Here is a 17,787-nt window from a genome sequence, read left to right on the forward strand (position 1 = left end):
TCCTATTCGATGATATCGCCGCGAAGCAAGTATTTACACAGAGCCGCCGTACTGACAAAGCCCAACATAGCAATCAACAAAGCCGCCTCAAAATAGAGCGCTGTGCCCATTGCCAAACCAAACAATAAAATCAGGGCGATGCTGTTGATGTATAAGGTATCCAACGCCAAAATCCGGTCGGATTTATCCGGCCCTTTAAATAGGCGATACAGGGTTAACACCAAAGCGAACATCACCATACCGATGCCGATCATCAAACTGAGTTTTAGCATCCGAAAATCTCCATCAGCGGGGCTTCGTAGCGCTTTTTAATTTCACGAATGGCCGCGGTTTCATCCTTTAAATGCAATGCATGAACGTACAACCAAGCCTTATCTTCTGACACCTCGGCACTGAGTGTACCTGGTGTAAGAGAGATGGTGCTGGCTAAAACCGTAATCGGGAAATCACCCTTAATATCCAAGGGAACCGCCATAAACCGAGGTTGCAAAAAGCGCATTGGGCCGATGACTTGAATCGCCACCTGTATGTTGGCCACCACAATGTCTTTGAACACTTTAAGGATGAACAATATCGCTTTGAACGGTCGGCGAATGCGGGTTTGATCCTCAGTTAAACCGCTCACTAACCACGGGATGGTGATCGCAAACAAGGTAGCCAGCACCAAATGCCCAGGCGATACGGATTGGTTAAGCAGCAACCAAACAATGAACAGCACCACAGTAGTGGTTGGCATTGGAAATATCCAGCGCATTACAAGCCCTCCTGATTGGGTGCAACAGGTAACAGCAATTCAGGCTGAATCCCTAATTGACGCAGCTGCACCGCCGTCTGAGACATATATTCAGCTACAGGACCACCTAACGCCACCAATAGCGGGGATGCCAACAATAAGGCCCAGATGCCAACCATACGGGCGGAACCGACGGGCTCCGCCTCGTGACGATCATTACTGACGCGCCAAAATAACGTTGAGCCCGCTCGCGAGGCCGCAACCACGCTCATCAAACTGGCGATGAGGATGGATGGCCATACCCAGATCATCGCGGTTTGCGTTTCGGCACTTTGCAGCACCCAAATTTTACCCACAAACCCAGAAAACGGCGGAAGACCCGTAATCGACAGCGCCGCCACCATAAAGGCGATCCCCAATGGCAGAGGGTTTGGCATCCGACGAGAACGTACGAATCGATCGGTCGCTTTACCCCGTTGACCTGCGATGGCATCAGCGATCAGGAACAAAGCCCCCGAAACAAACGTCGAGTGCACTAAGTAATAGAGTGCAGCGGCCGAAGACTCAGGCGTATTAACCGCGATGGCACACAGGAGAGTCCCTACCGAGATGATCACAAGATAGGACACCAACTGGCGAAGCGATTGGCTCGCCAACGCACCCAAGGTACCCATTAACAGCGTAAGTACAGCCGCAGGCCAGATCCAAGGTTGAACCAAGTTAGCAAGTTCGCCAGCGCCATCACCAAACATCACCACATGGACGCGCAATATGCTGTAGATCCCCACCTTGGTCATGATGGCAAAAATAGCGGCAATCGGTGCCGACGCGCTGGCATAGGTACGTGCCAGCCAAAAGTGCAATGGGAACATCGCCGACTTAAGACCAAACACCACCAACAACATTAACGCGCCAATGCGGGTCAAGTGTTGCTCAGCTTCGGGTAGGTTACGCACTTTCAAGGCCATATCAGCCATGTTGAGCGTACCCAGAGTACCGTACAAAATCCCCAGTGCGATCAAAAAGAGCGATGAACCCACCAAGTTAAGCATCAAGTAATGCACACTGGCTTGGGTTTTCTGCTTACCGCCACCGTGAATCAACAAGGCGTACGAGGCGATCAACAGCACCTCGAAGAATACGAACAGGTTGAAGATATCGCCGGTTAGGAAGGCCCCAACAACCCCCATCACCTGGAACATAAAGAGTGGGTAAAAGAACATCCCTTTACGATCTTCACCGGCCGCCGCATAGATCATCGCACCAAAGGCCAGTAACGCCGTTAAGGTCACCATCATGGCGGACAAGCGATCGACGATCAGGACGATGCCAAACGGTGGCTGCCAATCGCCCAGTTGATACACCGTGAGTGTCCCGGTATCGGCGATTTTCAGCATCTGCACTGCACAGATGATCACCGCAATCAGGGTCACCACACCCAATAGGCGCTGGCGCTCAGTAGAGGATGCAAAGGGCGGCAGCAGCATCAAAATAGCCGCCAGCATCGGAATTAAAACCGGCAGAATCGGCAAATGTGACATCATCGTAAGCGATCCTTATCAGCCAATTGATCATCTCCGTTTTCGCGACCATCCACGTGGTCATTACCCAAATCAGCACGCGCACGCATCGCCAAGATGACGGCAAAAGCGGTCATCGCAAAACCGATAACAATCGCCGTTAGAACCAAGGCTTGCGGTAACGGGTCTGCGTAATTCTCGGATTGGCCCAACACCGCCGCACCGTTCAAGGTCAGGCGGCCGCTTGAGAACAAGAACAAGTTAACGGCGTACGACAACATGGTGAGTCCCATCACTACTGGGAAGGTCCGCGCCCGCAAGGTCAGAAAAATACCGCAGGTGGTTAACACCCCTACACAAAAGGAATACACCAGCTCCATTACAGTTTCTCCAACTCTTTCTGGCCAAGACGGTCTGTGGTGGTCAGCGAGCCCAAGTTCGCCAAAATCAGCATGGTTGCACCGACCACCGTCAGGTACACGCCCAAATCAAACAACATCGCACTGGCCAGCTCGAACTTACCGACCCACGGCAGTTTGAAGTAATCAAACCAGGTGGTCATAAACGGACGCTCGAAGTACCAGCTGCCAACGCCCGTTGCCAAAGCGATTAACAAACCGCAGCCAATCACCCAGATGTAGTTCACACGAAGGCGTTCTTTCATGAAACTCACACCGTTCGCTACGTATTGCTGAATGATCGCCACCGATGTCACCAAGCCTGCGATAAAGCCGCCACCGGGTTCGTTATGGCCGCGTAAGAAGATGTAGATCGATACCAGTATCGCCAACGGCAATAGAATCTGGGAGATAACCGACAAGACCATTGGGTGGGTATCGGTGCTCCAGTGACGGCCGTATTCGTCGCCCGATGGCATGAAGAGGCGCATACGGACGATCAGTTTGTAGATACCTAAGGCCGCAATGCCCAATACGGTGATCTCACCTAGGGTGTCAAAGCCACGGAAGTCGACCAGAATCACGTTAACCACGTTGGTACCGCCACCACCGGTTTTACTGTTGGCGGTAAAGAAGTCCGACATGGTTTCAAGCGGTCGGGTCATCAAGGCGTAGTTGACTGTGCCAACAATACCGCCGATCAAAGAAGCGATGGAGATATCCCGCACCAAACGACGAGGCGTGGACTCTTTCGGGGTTTGCTGGGGCAAGAAAAACAGCGCCAACATCAGCAAAATAACGGTCACTACCTCTACCGCTAATTGAGTCAGCGCAAGGTCTGGTGCCGAATAACGTGCAAAGGCGATCGAAACGATCAAGCCCACAACCGAGAGCATCAGTAGCGAGATCAGACGTTTACGGTGCCATATCACGGTTGCCGCCGCTCCCATCATCATAATGACAGCCGCCGTAACGGACGCTGCATCCAAAGGCGTTTCAGGGCGCAAGCCCGATGCACTTGTCAGCAAGGTTAAAGGCCCTACACTGACGGCAAAGGTCGCCAGCAGCACAAACACCATGTAGCGCTGTAAAGATCCGTTTTCTAGGCGTTTATGCACATAGGCACAGCCTTTCACGATACGTTGCATCCAAGCCTCGAACACTTTTTTAGAGTCCGGCTCCGGGAACTGCATGTGGAAATGGAACAGGGTTTTACGGTTGTAGTAGATGAAAAAGCCACCCAACATGGCCACAAAACTCATCAGCAGCGGCAAGTTAAATCCGTGCCAAATGGCCAAACTGTAATACGGCACAGGCCCCTGCAGTGAGGACGATGATGCGGCACTCAGTAATTCGTTAATGGTGTAACCCGGAATAATACCCACCATCAAACAGCACGCCACCAAGACCTCGACCGGAAGCTTCATGTAGCGTGGCGGCTCGTGAGGCGTTTTAGGTAAGTTGACCGGTTCCCCGTTGAAGAACACATCATGCACAAAGCGCAATGAGTATGCGACTGAGAATAAGGCTCCAAGGGTTGCCAGAATCGGAATAATCCAAGAAAGAGAGCCTAACGTTCCTTGATCGAGAGTTTCAGCGAAAAACATCTCTTTGGATAAGAAACCGTTCAACAGCGGCACCCCCGCCATCGCCAAGGCTGCAATGATCGCCAAGGTGGCCGTGTAGGGCATGTATTTCCACAAACCATTTAGCTGGCGCATATCACGCGAGCCGGATTCGTGATCGATGATACCGGCCGCCATAAAGAGAGACGCTTTAAACGTGGCGTGGTTAATGATGTGGAAAATAGCCGCAACGGTTGCAAGACGTGTATCCAAACCAAACAACAGAGTGATTAAGCCTAAATGACTGATCGTCGAATACGCTAGCAGCCCCTTTAAATCATGCTTAAAGAGCGCTATGTAAGCACCCACTAACAAGGTACATAGACCGGTCAGCGTTACGATCAAGAACCACATCTCGGTACCGGAAAGCACCGGATAAAATCGCGCCAACAGGAAGATACCGGCTTTAACCATGGTCGCCGAGTGCAGATACGCACTGACGGGCGTTGGCGCCGACATCGCTTGTGGCAACCAGAAGTGAAACGGGAACTGAGCAGACTTGGTAAAGGCACCCAACAGCACCAGCACCAGAAGGTATGGGTATAGGCCAGATTCGCGCAGTGTATCTCCACTTGAGAGCACCGTTTGCAGATCAAAACTGCCCACCACAGCACCGATCATCAACACACCGGCTAACAGACATAAGCCACCTGCACCGGTCACGGTTAAGGCCATACGTGCGCCTTTACGCGCATCGCTCTTATCATTCCAGAAACTGATCAACAGGAAGGAGCTGATACTGGTCAGCTCCCAAAAGAGCCACATCTGCAACAAGTTACCGGAGGAGACAATGCCGACCATCGCGGTCATGAACATCATCAAGAAGCAGTAAAAACGCCCCATGGAGTCATTGGGCGAGAGGTAATAACGGGCGTAAAGAATGACCAGTGCGCCAATCCCGAAGATCAGCAGCAGAAACAGAAACGCCAGAGCATCGATCCGAAAGGAGAGATCCAGCCCTACCTCGGGTATCCACTCGTAGTGGGATGAGAGAACCGCACCGTCGATGATCTCGCCAGCATGGCCGAGCAACAGCCCCAAAGCCGCCAGCGGCGCAATCGCGGTTAACGCGGCACACACGCTTCGGTTAAATTGCCCTGCCCATAGCGGTACAAGACTGCCGAACAGCGGCAACAATAAGATGACTAACAGCTCCATTCGTTCATTTCCACTCGTTTGTTACCACATCAATCTGTGTTGGACTCTGATGACTGACTTTACGTTAATTAACAGAGGTCTACATGCTAAAAAAGTGCCGCCCATCTTTCAAGCAATCCTTATTTTAGGAATATTTTTTGCAAAAAGATTTCAGATGCGGGAATTCCCACTATTTTGTACAAAAAACACTCAAACTCATTTTTACATTGCCGATAACTAATATAGACCGTAATAAAGAAGAATAAGGAATTGATCTCAATGCTTTATTACCATGTTCAAAAACCACCGATCATCATGGACTTTGAGGCATCGGGCTTTAGCGATCAGAGCTACCCGATCGAAGTAGGGTATTTTGAGAACAGTGCGCATCTGTATTGCTCGCTGATCAAACCCCTCGATCATTGGGCGCACTGGTCACAAGAAGCAGAACACGTTCACGGCCTACGAAGGGAACTGCTCGTAAAGCGGGGGCGACCGGTCAGAATCGTTGCACAGGAGCTGAATGCTCGACTGTCAGGCCGCACCGTTTTCAGTGATGGCTGGGCCGTCGATTCCAGTTGGTGCCGAAAGCTGTTTAACGAAGCGCGAATCAGCCCAACGTTTCACCTATCCCCCATTGAGATGATCATGACTGAAGGCATGATCGACATCTGGGATGCCACCAAAGCAAATGTCATTGAAGAACTCAAACTCCAACGCCACCGCGCTTCATCCGACGCGCGCATCATTCAAGCCACGTGGATTCGCGCGTACGCGAAGTGTCATGGGGTGTCGGAGAGTGCTTGAGCTAGGGTCGAAATAAGCGCTCAAAAGGTATAAAGTAGGCCGAAATTAATGCAGTAAGGATACTGCAAAGTGATTCAAGGAAGATAGCCAGCTATGTCTGCGAAAAAACCAAGCCATCAAGAAGCATTGAACAACGTAATGCAGAGCCCTAGCATTAAACAATGCCAGTCTATTTCGATACCCAAGGCAACCCCAGCAGGAAAGCCAGAGGTAACTGAACCGGGCTTCACAAGTATGGGTAAAGGATGTTCAGTATACACTCCGCCACCTGAAAATGATTGTTTAGCGATCTTGCCTTTAAGATACACGTTAAGCTTAGATGGTTTGAACAGTATGCAAGAGGCCGCTCAAGCTTTTGAACCGCCGAGCCAACTCTTTTGCCATAACGACTATGAAGTTCTAAGACTTAGACAAGGATACGTTTATATCCTTACCAGCAACAACGACTGGTTAGTATTCTATTTCTTTACAGATGTTGATGATGACAATGGGCCATCCTTAAAATCAGAAAGGCAAACCGCTGTACTGCCTTACAGCTTCACGGAATACATCGTTGACCAAAACTGGAAGAAAACTGATCAAGCCAGTGAGTTTATCTACCTTAAGAAAGATCAATCTAAGTTCTCAATCGCTTATTGTGAAGAACGCTGGCCAGAGCAACTGTTTAAAGATATTGAAGAGGACAGTCAACTAAGAAGTCAGATAATGACCGATGTCGACTTGAATGCTCCTAAAGGACACACTGCATCAATAGGTTTTTTAACAAGTGTAAGCAGAGTATTTAGCGAAAAAGAAGAAAACTTCTATGCTGAAAACTTAGTAAGACATACACTTTGCACCAAGGCTGATAAAAGTTTTATACAGAAAACAAAAAAATTAAATGAACACTATATTGTTGGCTTATTTGACCCTATAGGTGAAAGTTTAGACCTAAACTCTTATATAGAATACTACAACTCAATTTACGTAAAATTTTATGACGATCACCAGCACGCCATCATTACTGGAAAAATGATCGAAGATTTACAAAAAGGGGATTCTAAGTACAAATATACACCAACCACCCACCCTAACGGTCGTGACGAAACGCCTTGGATCGACAAAACAAAACGAGAAAACATTCCAACCATATTGACTCCACCACTACGATATGAATATGACACCTACTATCCTAAATTAAAGGCAGAATTAGAGTCATTAGATAATGACAAACAAGTACTTCATAAAAAGCTTAGCGCTAAACCAAGAAAGACAATCGATAGGGACTAACTATTTCCTATACACTCACTTAAAGAAAAAGACATCAGACTCGCAAGGCGAAGCGCTTAAAAACTATACTCTATTTTATATAGACATTTTCTTCAGATCTTTACAACATCTTCCAGAAAATGCCCCTGGCTCTCATTACATTCAACGTCTATTCGAAGAAGTTGAAAAAGATGATGAAGCTGATTCCAGCATTCTTAGCTTAACCAACATAAAAACAGCGTTATCTTTCTTAAGCAGTGGTCTTAAAGGTTTTATTAGAGCAAGCCTAAGCGCTGGCACTATATCCACTAGGTTTCCAGTTTCAATCGAATGCATGAGTCAAATCATTGGTAAACAAGGGGCTTACCAATACATAAAGTCAATTAAAAACCATCCACCAGGCATAGCGGACAGGAGCAACCTTCACCTATCAAATGTAATAGAAATTTTCACTGAGAAAAGCTCATCTGATTTTGAATCAGAGAGTATTCCTCGGCGTAGATTTGAACATATGATAAAGAAAGGTGATTTCCCCTTAGATAAAGCAAGAACAATTGCTTACGAAAGGCCAGGATCTATATCGGTCGAACTCAATAAAGTTAAAAAGTATCCTGAATCAGAAAACAGAGGTAAATTTCGAGCTTATCAATTAAAAGCAGACTTCACAATCAATGATACTAGCCTTAGAAATCACCGCACAAAAATAAAATGGGACGGTGCAGCTACCTATCTAGGGACAACACTTGCCTTTCTATCTCTATACGACACGCTCAGCAACTTTGATAGCCCGAATCGATACTACTCTAAGTACGGTGAATATATAAACGACCCTCGTAGCAAACTAGCTAAAGCTTTTTCTGACGCGTTTAGTTCTGTTTTTTCAATAAATGATTATTTATATACAAGTTCAATATCAAAGAACGAGCTTATAGCTGACGCCGCCACCAAGATATTTAACAAAAGAAGCCTAATTGAAAAATATATTAAAAGACTCCCAAAGACCATGGATGAGGAGTGGCTCGAACTGCTTACTCCTGAAAAAGGGAAACTGGTAAACATTTCAAAAGCTAGAAAATACACCAGACTGGCAATAAAATGGCTAGGCATTATCGGTGTTATTCTATCTCTATTCTCTGCGTTTGAATCTTACTACAAATCCGATTGGACTGGACTTATCGGGAATTCGTTAACCTTTATTGGCAGTGGTTTTTTACTATGGAGTGCAATTTCATCGACAGGCTTTATGGTTGCTTTAGCATTGGTTGTCATCGGCTCTATCATTAACCTTTTCGCTGATGACGATAAAGACACATGGATAAGAAATTCTTTTTGGGGTACATCATCAGATTATCTATGCCTAGAAAACAGAGACGAGTTCAAAATCGAAGATCTAATTGATATCTTAAAGAAAATAAATACTCGAAAAAATATAGAGGATATCATACCCAAAGAAGATTTAGCAAAAATACCAAAATCCCAACAAGCATCATTATTAGACAACCTAAAGAAATCTTTAGAAACAGAAAAACTTGAATTTATTGATATCACCTCAAATTTTTCTGTTACAAAAAAAATGCAGTGCCCAGAAAAAATAGAAATAAATTGCGAAAAAATCACTACAGAAGAAGTTCTTAACTCTCTCAAAATATCAGCGTACTCATACAAAAAAGTTAAAGTAAATTTTACGGAATTAGAAATACCATTGGAATGTAAACTTAAAATCATACCGCAACTCACAGACAATGGAATTGTCACTTTACACACGAACACGGACGAACTGGAAATGGATGTAAATTCGTACCACAAGGTAATCGTAGAACTACCAAGAATCCCAAATGGTTCGTACAAAGAGACCGTAACATTCAAATGAAAACCCTAAACAGAAACCTAATCATAGATATTAATAAAAGCCAATTAATCTTAAAAAATGGCCTAAACCAACATCATAAATTAAATATACTTATTCTATTCATAGCAGTGATCTTAACCACTGCAGCAGCTCATGAATTTTCTTTACAGAACTACACAAAAGGCTTCGCCAGTAGTCTTCAAAGAATCAGAGGAGCTTCTGATAGTGAAATAAGGTTTGTAATATTAGCTACCGATGACAAACAAGCAACCGCCGAAGACATAGAATTTTACAGAGAGAACCGGCTACTAAAAAAACCTATATCAACCACAATTCTTAATTTTTTTTCTTTTTTATTTTTGTTTTTGCTTGCACCATCGTTACCTATAGTGTTTCTTTTAATTCCAAGAAGCCAGCCTATAGTTTATGATCGAGAAAGAAATGTAGTTTTCACAGTTTATAGAAAAGATCTTTATATCGGTATAATCAACCCATCAGAGACAGATTACCTACTAAAGGGTGATGGCTTAAAATTTAAGACCAGCAACAGCATTCACTATAACTTTACTCTGTATTTGGCCTCCGAGAAAAATCGAGAATATTTCCACCCATTTCGCTGCGGAAGTATACCTATTCAAGATTTAGATTCCACCTATGGTTCTAAAGTCTTGAGGTTACTCTATAGATTCTGGGAAGGAAAACTGACTAAAGAGAAATTAAACACAATCAAACTCAACAATGATGGGCTTGATTTTATTAGAACGTTTTTTGAATTATCGCTAAGACGAACAAAAGATATTACACGCACAAAAGAAACATTGGATCGGGTTGATGAATTTATAAAATCAAATAAACAAGAATCCTCCAGAAAAATCTAGACCCATAAGGATATCAACAAACTATGCTACACATGATATCCAGACAACCAAAAACCACGAAAGCTTAGAGAATGCACAATAGAAACAACCTAATCATAGATATTAATAAAAACCAATTAATCTTAAAAAACGGCCTAAACCAACATCACAAATTGAATATACTTATTTTATTTGTCTCAATGGTGATAGCTACAGCGGCGGCTCACGGACTGTCATTAAAAAACTACACCAGAGAATTTAAAGATAGCTTTCAACAGATTAAGGGAGCATCTGATGGAGAAATAAGCAGTATAATATTAGCGACTGATAATAAACAAGCAACAGCAGAAGACATAGAATTTTACAGAGAGAACCGACAATTAAAAAGGCCTATTTCAACAACAATTCTTAATATTTTTGCTTTTTTATTTTTGTTTCTACTAGCACCATCGCTACCTATAGTGTTTCTTTTAATCCCAAGAAGCCAGCCTATAGTTTATGATCGAGAAAGAAATGCAGTTTTCACAGTTTATCGAAAAGATCTTTATATCGGTATAATCAACCCTTCAGAAATAGATTACCTATTAAAAGGTGATGGTTTAAAATTCAAGAGCAGCAACAGTGCTCACTATAACTTTACGTTATATTTGGCCTCCGAGAGAAATCGAGAATACTTTCACCCTTTTCGCTGCGGAAGCATACCTATTCAAGATTTAGACTCTACCTATGGCCCTAAAGTATTGAGATTAATTTATAGCTTCTGGAGAGGAAAACTGACTAAAGAGAAATTAAATACAATCAAACTCAACAATGATGGGCTTGATTTTATTAGAAAGTTTTTTGAATTATCGCTAAGACAGACAAAAGATATCACACGCACAAAGGAAACATTGGATCGGGTTGATGAATTTATAAAATTGAATAAACAAGAATCCTCTAGGGAAGCTGCGAATAAGCCATTTCCGTAAGCATTCAGCCAAAATATCTTATTGAAAGTAAAGGATTTAATTATTCGTGGTTGTCGAGTGGAGGATTTATTCGCAGCTTCCTTAACTAGTCACCCCTGAAAAACACCCTTTACGCACGGACCAAACTCAGGCTCTGTGCGTTCATTTCTCTTCTTTCCAATAACCCGATCAAATACACTGCCAAAACCCGGTACTTTTTCGGGCCAAAATAAAGCCACCGCAGCAGCTTTCGCAGATTTTGGCCACAGGCGCTTTAATCCCTGCCAAACACCCCGCCGCTCTATCGCTTTGTAGATCGCAACCGAGCAGGAGTCACCGCAAAAGCGGATTCGATGCGCACAAAAAGCCCGCATTGAGTAAGCGGGCTTTATGTTTACGCTACATATAGATAGATGTTTGGCGGTTTTACGAATGCTCAGCCAAAAACTCTTCGCTTAGGTACAGCTCTTTGTTGCTGTTGACCTGAACGCCACGACCAATGATGTTTTGGGCAATCTCTTTTGCTTCTTCAAGCGAGTGCATCGTGTAAGTGCCGCACTGATACTCGTTCAGCTCCGGAATATCTTCTTTGGCCGCTACCGCCAACACGTCTTGCATTGCCGCTTTCCAGCTTTCTGCCACACGCGTCTCATCTGGCGTACCGATCAAGCTCATGTAAAACCCAGTACGACAACCCATTGGGGAGATATCGATGATCTCGACACCGTTACCGTTTAGGTGGTCACGCATAAAGCCTGCAAACAAGTGCTCCAACGTGTGGATGCCCTTTTCAGACAGGATCTCTTCGTTCGGTACGCAAAAGCGCAGATCAAAAACGGTGATCGTATCGCCTTTTGGAGTTTCCATGGTTTTAGCTACACGTACCGCAGGGGCATGCATGCGTGTGTGGTCTACCCGAAAGCTATCTAGCAATGGCATGAGTGTGTTCTCCAATTAGCTTGCTACTTTGATTTTGCTGTAATGGGCTAATTTTGGGCGTTTTGACGGGAAATTGGAAGGCATGAATAGCCGCAAAAACACGCAAAGTTGATTGCAAACGCTACAGCATTTGTTTAAGTTTTAGCAGCAATCTGGATTTTATATGTAATCAAGGAAGAGATCACATGAGTTTTCAATGCAGCACCAACGAGGCCGAGTACCCCAAATGGGGCATTATTGATGTTTTTAAGTGGAAAGTTTTACCTGCGCGGTTTGGTGGGAAAATAGCTTATATTCAAAACTTCAAAGACGCTTGGGTCATACACAACAAATCTAAAATACAATCCTATGCAAAAGAGTTTGACTTACCCGCCCCACTTTTAGCTGGCGTTTGTTGGATTGAGGTTGCCGGTGATCCTACCTTCATAGATAGAGTAGCATTTGAAGTAAGAGCGTTTGACTGGAGCGGCTCAGACTATATTGATAGGCACTTTACTCTGACACGCAGACCGGAAAAGACGTCTTTCGGCTCTGTAAGTATGCAAGTAAGAACTGCTGCGGAAACTCTTGGAGTAGACCCTCGTGAACTAAGTACTTCTGAGATGAGAGAACTTTCGAATTGCTTAGAAAAAGATACGTTTAACATTGCCACTGTTGCCCAACATCTAGACCAACTATCGCAAGTGGATGGTTTAACAAGACCCTTCTCAGACGATGACATCAAGATCATTGGAGCCAGATACAATCGAGGGTCTGGACTGTCTTTAGATAAAATCAAACAAAACACAAGCTACGGCAACTTTATTGTCAAATATTGGCCTAGATTTGTTCGCTTATTAGGAAAATAAAATGGGTAACTTTCTGACCAAAGGGATCTCATACATTATCCTTCTGGCTATTATTCTAACGACATATCTACTCAACAGCGAACCTTACAGTTGGTCTAATGATATGGGAGCGGAGATAATTTCCGATCAAACATCTAATTCAAAAATACTTTCTTACATTTTGATTTTTCCATACATTTTAATTTCTTTATTATTGTATAGAAAATCAAAAAAAACTATAGAAAAAATCACATTAATTTTATTTTCAGCCGTTCTATTTATAGCTTATCTCACATAGAAAACCTAAAAAAACACATCATAATCTAAGAGTCTATAAAGCAAATAAGAGGACTACTATTTCGCCACTCTAATTTATGCGACTTCAAACCCGGAGTTAACTTTTTCACTCTAGCTATATCTTCATCACTTATACTCTCTCCAAAAAAAACTCCAACCAATGATGAACCGTATTGAAGGTATTTATCTCCATTATCCTTTGAATAGACCACCAACCTCCACTCGCTCTCGTTAGACCAATCAGTCATTTTTCAAAGAAAAGCTGATTATGATAATCATAAAAGTGTTGTCTAGAAAAATCTTCCATCCCTAACATACTTAAGGAATCGACATCTACCGAAAAACAATCATTCTTTTTATTCACAGCACCAAAGGTGGGAAGAGCCAGATTGTCAGAATAATCTACGCAACCATAAACAACAGTTCCCAGATTAGAGAACTGTCTTTTTGCTTCCTCTATAATTTTGTTTTTTTCAAAAACCAAACATACTCCTTTGTGAAGATTAGCATACTGTGCCCACATTCTTGGTTTACAAAACCCTCTCAGAAACAAATCTTTAATATAATTCCCTTCAAGACCGTTTTTATCCGAGGAAAAACACAATAATTTTGCACAATCCTTTAGCCTAGAAGATAGCTGAAGTGATATATTTTTCTCATCGAAAGCATCAAGATCACTACCCTTATATGTACAAGGAACAAAATCCCAATCTTTAAATTCCCTAGGATCGTTTGTATTCTTAAACGAAGATAATCTTAAATTTTTATTCTCTAATATAAACTGAATAGCTGTATCAGCCGAAGTGTAGTGGTACACATACTTATCTTGATCGCGTACATAAAGCATCAAATCACCTAAAAATTAGAGAAACCCAACTTATCATCAATAATTTTCTCTTGACGTTCACAACAGTGAGTCAGAACAACTTCGTTATTATCAATTTTAGCTACGCTAAACTTTTTACACTCAGGACAAGGATTTTCGTCAAGCACCTTTTTTATTTCTTCAAGATAGATTTCTAAAGCATCAAACATTTCAATACCTTTCATAATTTTTCTATTTCAAAATTAAATAATATTCAAAAAGAAAGCATACATCACCCTAACTTACAATTACCTTTTAACTAAAATAGCTTAAGTCGCCCAAATTCTCGGCGGGCAGGGCTCAATATTCCACCATTGGCTGCGCAGTGCTTTCCAGACGGGGATCAGCACTTGTTGGATCTGCTCGGTGTTATTGCCCAGCATACGAATCACCAGTAGATCACCCATCCAAGTCGCACCAACGGGTATGGCTGGGTCAAACGCTTCTAATACGGCACGCGCAGTGTCTAAATGCGCTTCTGGGATGGGGCCTGCGATAAAGGTGGCGGCCATGGCATGGCCTTTAAGACCAGCAGCGGCTTTTACCATGCTGTCGCCATCGGTGATCAGATGATCGAGCAGGGCCAACCGGCCATCGATGAGCACTTCCAATCCGGTATGCAGATGACCATGGTCGAACCCCTCTTCAATGGCGGGACGGCCTAGGCACTGAATCTCCCAGCCCATAAAGCGACTATCCGCGCCCAGTTCGATGCGGGTGTGGATTTTTCCATGAGCCCCTGGAAAGGCGATATTCTCTTGCGGGAACCACTCCAAAGTCGCGCCATTAGCCACTTTGAGAGTTTGTTGTTGATACGCCCATTTGCCTTCGGAGCGATAGAACTTGGTCGCACCGGGTGTCGTGATCATAGCGTGCGCGCCATCGGCAACGTTCACTTGGATTTTAAGTTGATCACCGCCAACTACACCACCTGGCGGATGCAGTAAATAGGTGTGGCAAACCGGCCCCTCTGGGTACAGAGGGCGTTGTACGGCCAGCGGCCCGCGCTGTATACGATCGATTAATTTTGTTTTGCCTTGGCGAGATTGGTAACCAAGGTTCAGCTCCGCTTTCCAGCCGGTTTCCGGTGCCACACGTGCATTCATACCGTTAGATACTCTTTTACTAGGGTGTCGTTTAGCTCATCCATGTTGCCTTTCGCGACAGGGCGACCGCGATCCAGTATACAGAAGCGATCCCCCACTTTGCGTGCAAAGGGCAGCTTTTGCTCAACCAGCAATACGGTTAAACCTAAGTCTTGATTGAGTTTACGAATGATATCACCAATTTCGGAGACAACATTGGGCTGAATCCCTTCGGTCGGCTCATCAAGGATCAGCAATTTAGGCTCCACCACCAGCGCACGCCCTATGGCCAACTGCTGTTGCTGACCGCCGGACAAATCCCCACCGCGACGATGTAGCATCTCCTTTAGCACAGGAAAAAGCTCAAATATGTATTCGGGGATCTGTCGATCGCCCCGCTTACGGATCGGCAAACCGATCTCTAAGTTTTCCTGCACGCTTAATAGAGGAAAAATTTGCCGACCTTGCGGCACGTACCCGACGCCCATGCGAGGCCGATCTTCAACGGAAGCACTGCCCAAGTTTTGCCCATCCAGTGTCATGGAGCCGCTCTTGATCGGGTTATGCCCCATAATGCATTGCAACAAGGTGGTTTTGCCCACCCCATTACGGCCCATTAAGACCGTGCATTTGCCCGCCTCGATGGTGAGATCCACATCCCATAAGGTGTGGCTTTGGCCGTAAAACTGATTCAAACCTTCAATTGTTAACATAGCTACCTCAGCCCTACTCGCCCAAATACACTTCGATCACTTTAGGATCGTTCTGCACCTTATCCATACTGCCCTCGGACAGAACACTGCCTTGGTGTAGCACTGTAACGGTACGGTCTTTACCAGCCAGACTTCGAACAAAGTCCATATCATGCTCGACCACCACAACCGAGTGTTGCCCCGCCAGCGAGATTAACAGCTCCGCGGTGCGGTCCATCTCTTGGTGGGTCATGCCTGCGACTGGCTCATCCACCAGCAATAATCGCGGTTGCTGCATCAACAGCATCCCGATCTCCAGCCACTGCTTTTGACCATGCGAGAGCTGTCCAGCCATGGTTTTGGCGTGCTCTTTTAAACCGATCAGCTCAATGGTGCTCATCAGCCGATCGCTTTGCTCCTGATTAAGCGAAGCATAGATCAACGTCATCACCTTGCGATCATTCGCCATCGCCAACTCTAAGTTTTGCCAAACGGTTAAGGCTTCAAACACCGTGGGCTTTTGGAATTTACGCCCGATACCGGCTTGAGCGATGGCGGGTTCATCCATCTCCAGCAAATTGATGGTCTGCCCAAACCAGGCCGAGCCTGAATCAGGTTTGGTTTTACCGGTGATGATGTCCATCATTGTGGTTTTGCCTGCGCCATTTGGCCCGATGATGCAGCGCAGCTCGCCATCGTTGATGTACAAGTTAAGGTCGTTAATCGCTTTAAAACCATCGAAGCTGACCGAGATGCCTTCCAGATACAGGAGGATATTTTTATCCACATTCAGGCGTTCGGTGTGCTTTGGCATCGCAAACGAATAAACCTGATCCCGATCCGTAAATGACGCGAGGGATGATCGAATACTCATGCGGTTGCCTCCTTACGACTGAGTAAGCCAACAATGCCTTTGGGCATAAACAGAGTGACAAGGACAAAGATTCCGCCAAGCGCGAACAGCCACACATCCGGCAGTTCGGCGGTAAAGTAGGTTTTGGCGTAGTTGATGAACAACGCCCCCACAATGGCACCAAACAAGGTGGCTCGACCACCCACTGCGACCCACACCACCACTTCAATCGAGTTAAGCGGCGAGAACTCATTGGGGTTGATGATCCCCACTTGCGGGACATACAAAGCGCCTGCAATACCGGCCAAAATGGCGGAGATGGTAAAGATCCAGAGTTTCACATTCTCGACCCGATACCCCATAAAGCGGGCACGGGATTCGGCATCACGTACCGCCACGCACACACGACCAAGACGCGCATTCATCAAGTAACGGCAGATCAGATAACCGATAATCAACGCTAAGGCCGAAGCCACAAACAACCCGACCCGAGTCGTATCCTCTTGAAGCGAGAAACCGAGCAGGTCTTTAAAGTCTGTGAGGCCATTGTTACCGCCAAAGCCCATCTCGTTGCGGTAGAACGCCAACATCAAGGCATAGGTTAGGGCTTGAGTGATGATCGAGAGATACACCCCCGACACGCGAGAGCGAAACGCCAACCAGCCAAACACAAAGGCTAACAACCCAGGCACTAAAGCGATCATGATTGCGGCAAACCAGAACTGATCAAACCCCATCCAGAACCACGGCAGCTCCTGCCAGTTAAGGAACACCATAAAGTCCGGAAGCTCAGGGTTACCGTAGACACCGCGATCCCCAATTTGGCGCATCAGGTACATACCCATCGCATAGCCACCGAGCGCAAAAAACGCGGCGTGGCCTAGGGTTAAGATGCCCAGATACCCCCACACCAGATCCACCGCGACGGCTAATAAAGCCAAAGTCAGGTATTTACCCAACAGCGTTACGGTGTAGGTTGGAACATGAAACGCACTGCCCTCTGGCACGGCTAAATTTAAAATCGGTACGATGATCGCCATCGCAAGCACCAGCGAAAGGACAATCTGACCACCACGGTCGTTCTGCAAAACAGTCAGTAGTCTCATGG

18 protein-coding genes are annotated in these 17,787 nt (G+C 45.2%); 6 read left to right on the forward strand and 12 right to left on the reverse strand.

Translation table 11 applies throughout. The features are described from left to right. Positions 1-2: 2 nt before the first annotated feature. From ACXAF9_RS04270 to ACXAF9_RS04290, 5 genes are read right to left on the reverse strand one after another with little or no spacing between them, the layout of a single operon-like run. Positions 3-272, reverse strand: coding sequence for a K+/H+ antiporter subunit F (locus ACXAF9_RS04270; RefSeq protein WP_475070857.1), 270 nt, complete (start codon positions 270-272; stop codon positions 3-5). Beyond that, entirely contained in the window at positions 266-754 is a 489-nt protein-coding gene (locus ACXAF9_RS04275; protein WP_475070859.1) for a Na+/H+ antiporter subunit E, read from the reverse strand. The genes ACXAF9_RS04270 and ACXAF9_RS04275 overlap by 7 nt, the downstream gene beginning before the upstream one ends. Beyond that, positions 754-2,277 carry a monovalent cation/H+ antiporter subunit D gene (locus ACXAF9_RS04280; protein WP_475070862.1) on the reverse strand — a complete coding sequence of 508 codons (1,524 nt, stop codon included), beginning with the start codon at positions 2,275-2,277 and terminating at the stop codon, positions 754-756. The genes ACXAF9_RS04275 and ACXAF9_RS04280 overlap by 1 nt, the downstream gene beginning before the upstream one ends. After that, positions 2,274-2,633 (reverse strand): Na+/H+ antiporter subunit C, encoded by a 360-nt coding sequence (locus ACXAF9_RS04285; protein WP_475070864.1) that lies wholly within the window; start codon positions 2,631-2,633, stop codon positions 2,274-2,276. Before ACXAF9_RS04285 ends, ACXAF9_RS04280 begins: the two co-directional genes overlap by 4 nt. Then, positions 2,633-5,434, reverse strand: coding sequence for a monovalent cation/H+ antiporter subunit A (locus ACXAF9_RS04290; RefSeq protein ID WP_475070866.1), 2,802 nt, complete (start codon positions 5,432-5,434; stop codon positions 2,633-2,635). The genes ACXAF9_RS04285 and ACXAF9_RS04290 overlap by 1 nt, the downstream gene beginning before the upstream one ends. Before the next feature lie 258 nt (positions 5,435-5,692). Here ACXAF9_RS04290 and ACXAF9_RS04295 point away from each other — a divergent pair, with 258 nt between their 5' ends. From ACXAF9_RS04295 to ACXAF9_RS04315, 5 genes are all read left to right on the forward strand, one after another. Next, on the forward strand, positions 5,693-6,220 hold the full coding sequence (locus ACXAF9_RS04295; RefSeq protein ID WP_475070867.1) for a hypothetical protein: 528 nt from the start codon (positions 5,693-5,695) through the stop codon (positions 6,218-6,220). Positions 6,221-6,313: 93 nt separating this feature from the next. Beyond that, complete coding sequence (locus ACXAF9_RS04300) at positions 6,314-7,489, forward strand: toxin VasX (protein WP_475070869.1); 1,176 nt, start codon at positions 6,314-6,316, stop codon at positions 7,487-7,489. Next, entirely contained in the window at positions 7,425-9,338 is a 1,914-nt protein-coding gene (locus ACXAF9_RS04305; protein ID WP_475070871.1) for a hypothetical protein, read from the forward strand. Before ACXAF9_RS04300 ends, ACXAF9_RS04305 begins: the two co-directional genes overlap by 65 nt. Next, positions 9,335-10,195: a hypothetical protein gene (locus ACXAF9_RS04310; RefSeq protein ID WP_475070874.1), complete on the forward strand. Its 861-nt coding sequence runs from the start codon at positions 9,335-9,337 to the stop codon at positions 10,193-10,195. Before ACXAF9_RS04305 ends, ACXAF9_RS04310 begins: the two co-directional genes overlap by 4 nt. A 71-nt stretch (positions 10,196-10,266) precedes the next feature. Next, positions 10,267-11,142, forward strand: coding sequence for a hypothetical protein (locus tag ACXAF9_RS04315; RefSeq protein WP_475070877.1), 876 nt, complete (start codon positions 10,267-10,269; stop codon positions 11,140-11,142). 405 nt (positions 11,143-11,547) lie between these two features. Here ACXAF9_RS04315 and luxS read toward each other — a convergent pair whose 3' ends face one another. Next, positions 11,548-12,060, reverse strand: coding sequence for an S-ribosylhomocysteine lyase (gene luxS, locus ACXAF9_RS04320; RefSeq protein WP_475070880.1), 513 nt, complete (start codon positions 12,058-12,060; stop codon positions 11,548-11,550). A 185-nt stretch (positions 12,061-12,245) separates the two neighbouring features. Here luxS and ACXAF9_RS04325 point away from each other — a divergent pair, with 185 nt between their 5' ends. Next, positions 12,246-12,908, forward strand: a complete 663-nt coding sequence (locus ACXAF9_RS04325; RefSeq protein ID WP_475070882.1) for a hypothetical protein — start codon at positions 12,246-12,248, stop codon at positions 12,906-12,908. A 520-nt stretch (positions 12,909-13,428) separates the two neighbouring features. On the opposite strand, the gene ACXAF9_RS04330 is transcribed toward ACXAF9_RS04325, so the two are convergent. The 6 genes from ACXAF9_RS04330 to urtC form a co-directional block, all read right to left on the reverse strand. Further along, the gene (locus ACXAF9_RS04330; protein ID WP_475070886.1) at positions 13,429-14,031 is read right to left on the reverse strand and encodes a DUF2971 domain-containing protein; all 603 of its coding nucleotides are present in this window, start codon (positions 14,029-14,031) and stop codon (positions 13,429-13,431) included. A gap of 8 nt (positions 14,032-14,039) precedes the next feature. Further along, entirely contained in the window at positions 14,040-14,234 is a 195-nt protein-coding gene (locus tag ACXAF9_RS04335) for a hypothetical protein (protein ID WP_475070889.1), read from the reverse strand. 84 nt (positions 14,235-14,318) lie between these two features. Further along, on the reverse strand, positions 14,319-15,155 hold the full coding sequence (locus ACXAF9_RS04340; RefSeq protein WP_475070891.1) for an urease accessory protein UreD: 837 nt from the start codon (positions 15,153-15,155) through the stop codon (positions 14,319-14,321). Then, positions 15,152-15,847 carry an urea ABC transporter ATP-binding subunit UrtE gene (urtE, locus tag ACXAF9_RS04345; RefSeq protein ID WP_475070894.1) on the reverse strand — a complete coding sequence of 232 codons (696 nt, stop codon included), beginning with the start codon at positions 15,845-15,847 and terminating at the stop codon, positions 15,152-15,154. Before urtE ends, ACXAF9_RS04340 begins: the two co-directional genes overlap by 4 nt. A 13-nt stretch (positions 15,848-15,860) precedes the next feature. Continuing rightward, positions 15,861-16,700, reverse strand: coding sequence for an urea ABC transporter ATP-binding protein UrtD (gene urtD, locus ACXAF9_RS04350; protein WP_475070896.1), 840 nt, complete (start codon positions 16,698-16,700; stop codon positions 15,861-15,863). Further along, positions 16,697-17,785, reverse strand: coding sequence for an urea ABC transporter permease subunit UrtC (gene urtC / locus ACXAF9_RS04355; RefSeq protein WP_475070899.1), 1,089 nt, complete (start codon positions 17,783-17,785; stop codon positions 16,697-16,699). The genes urtD and urtC overlap by 4 nt, the downstream gene beginning before the upstream one ends. Positions 17,786-17,787 lie beyond the last annotated feature (2 nt).

This window comes from Neptunomonas sp. ABH4_499, assembly GCF_056160565.1.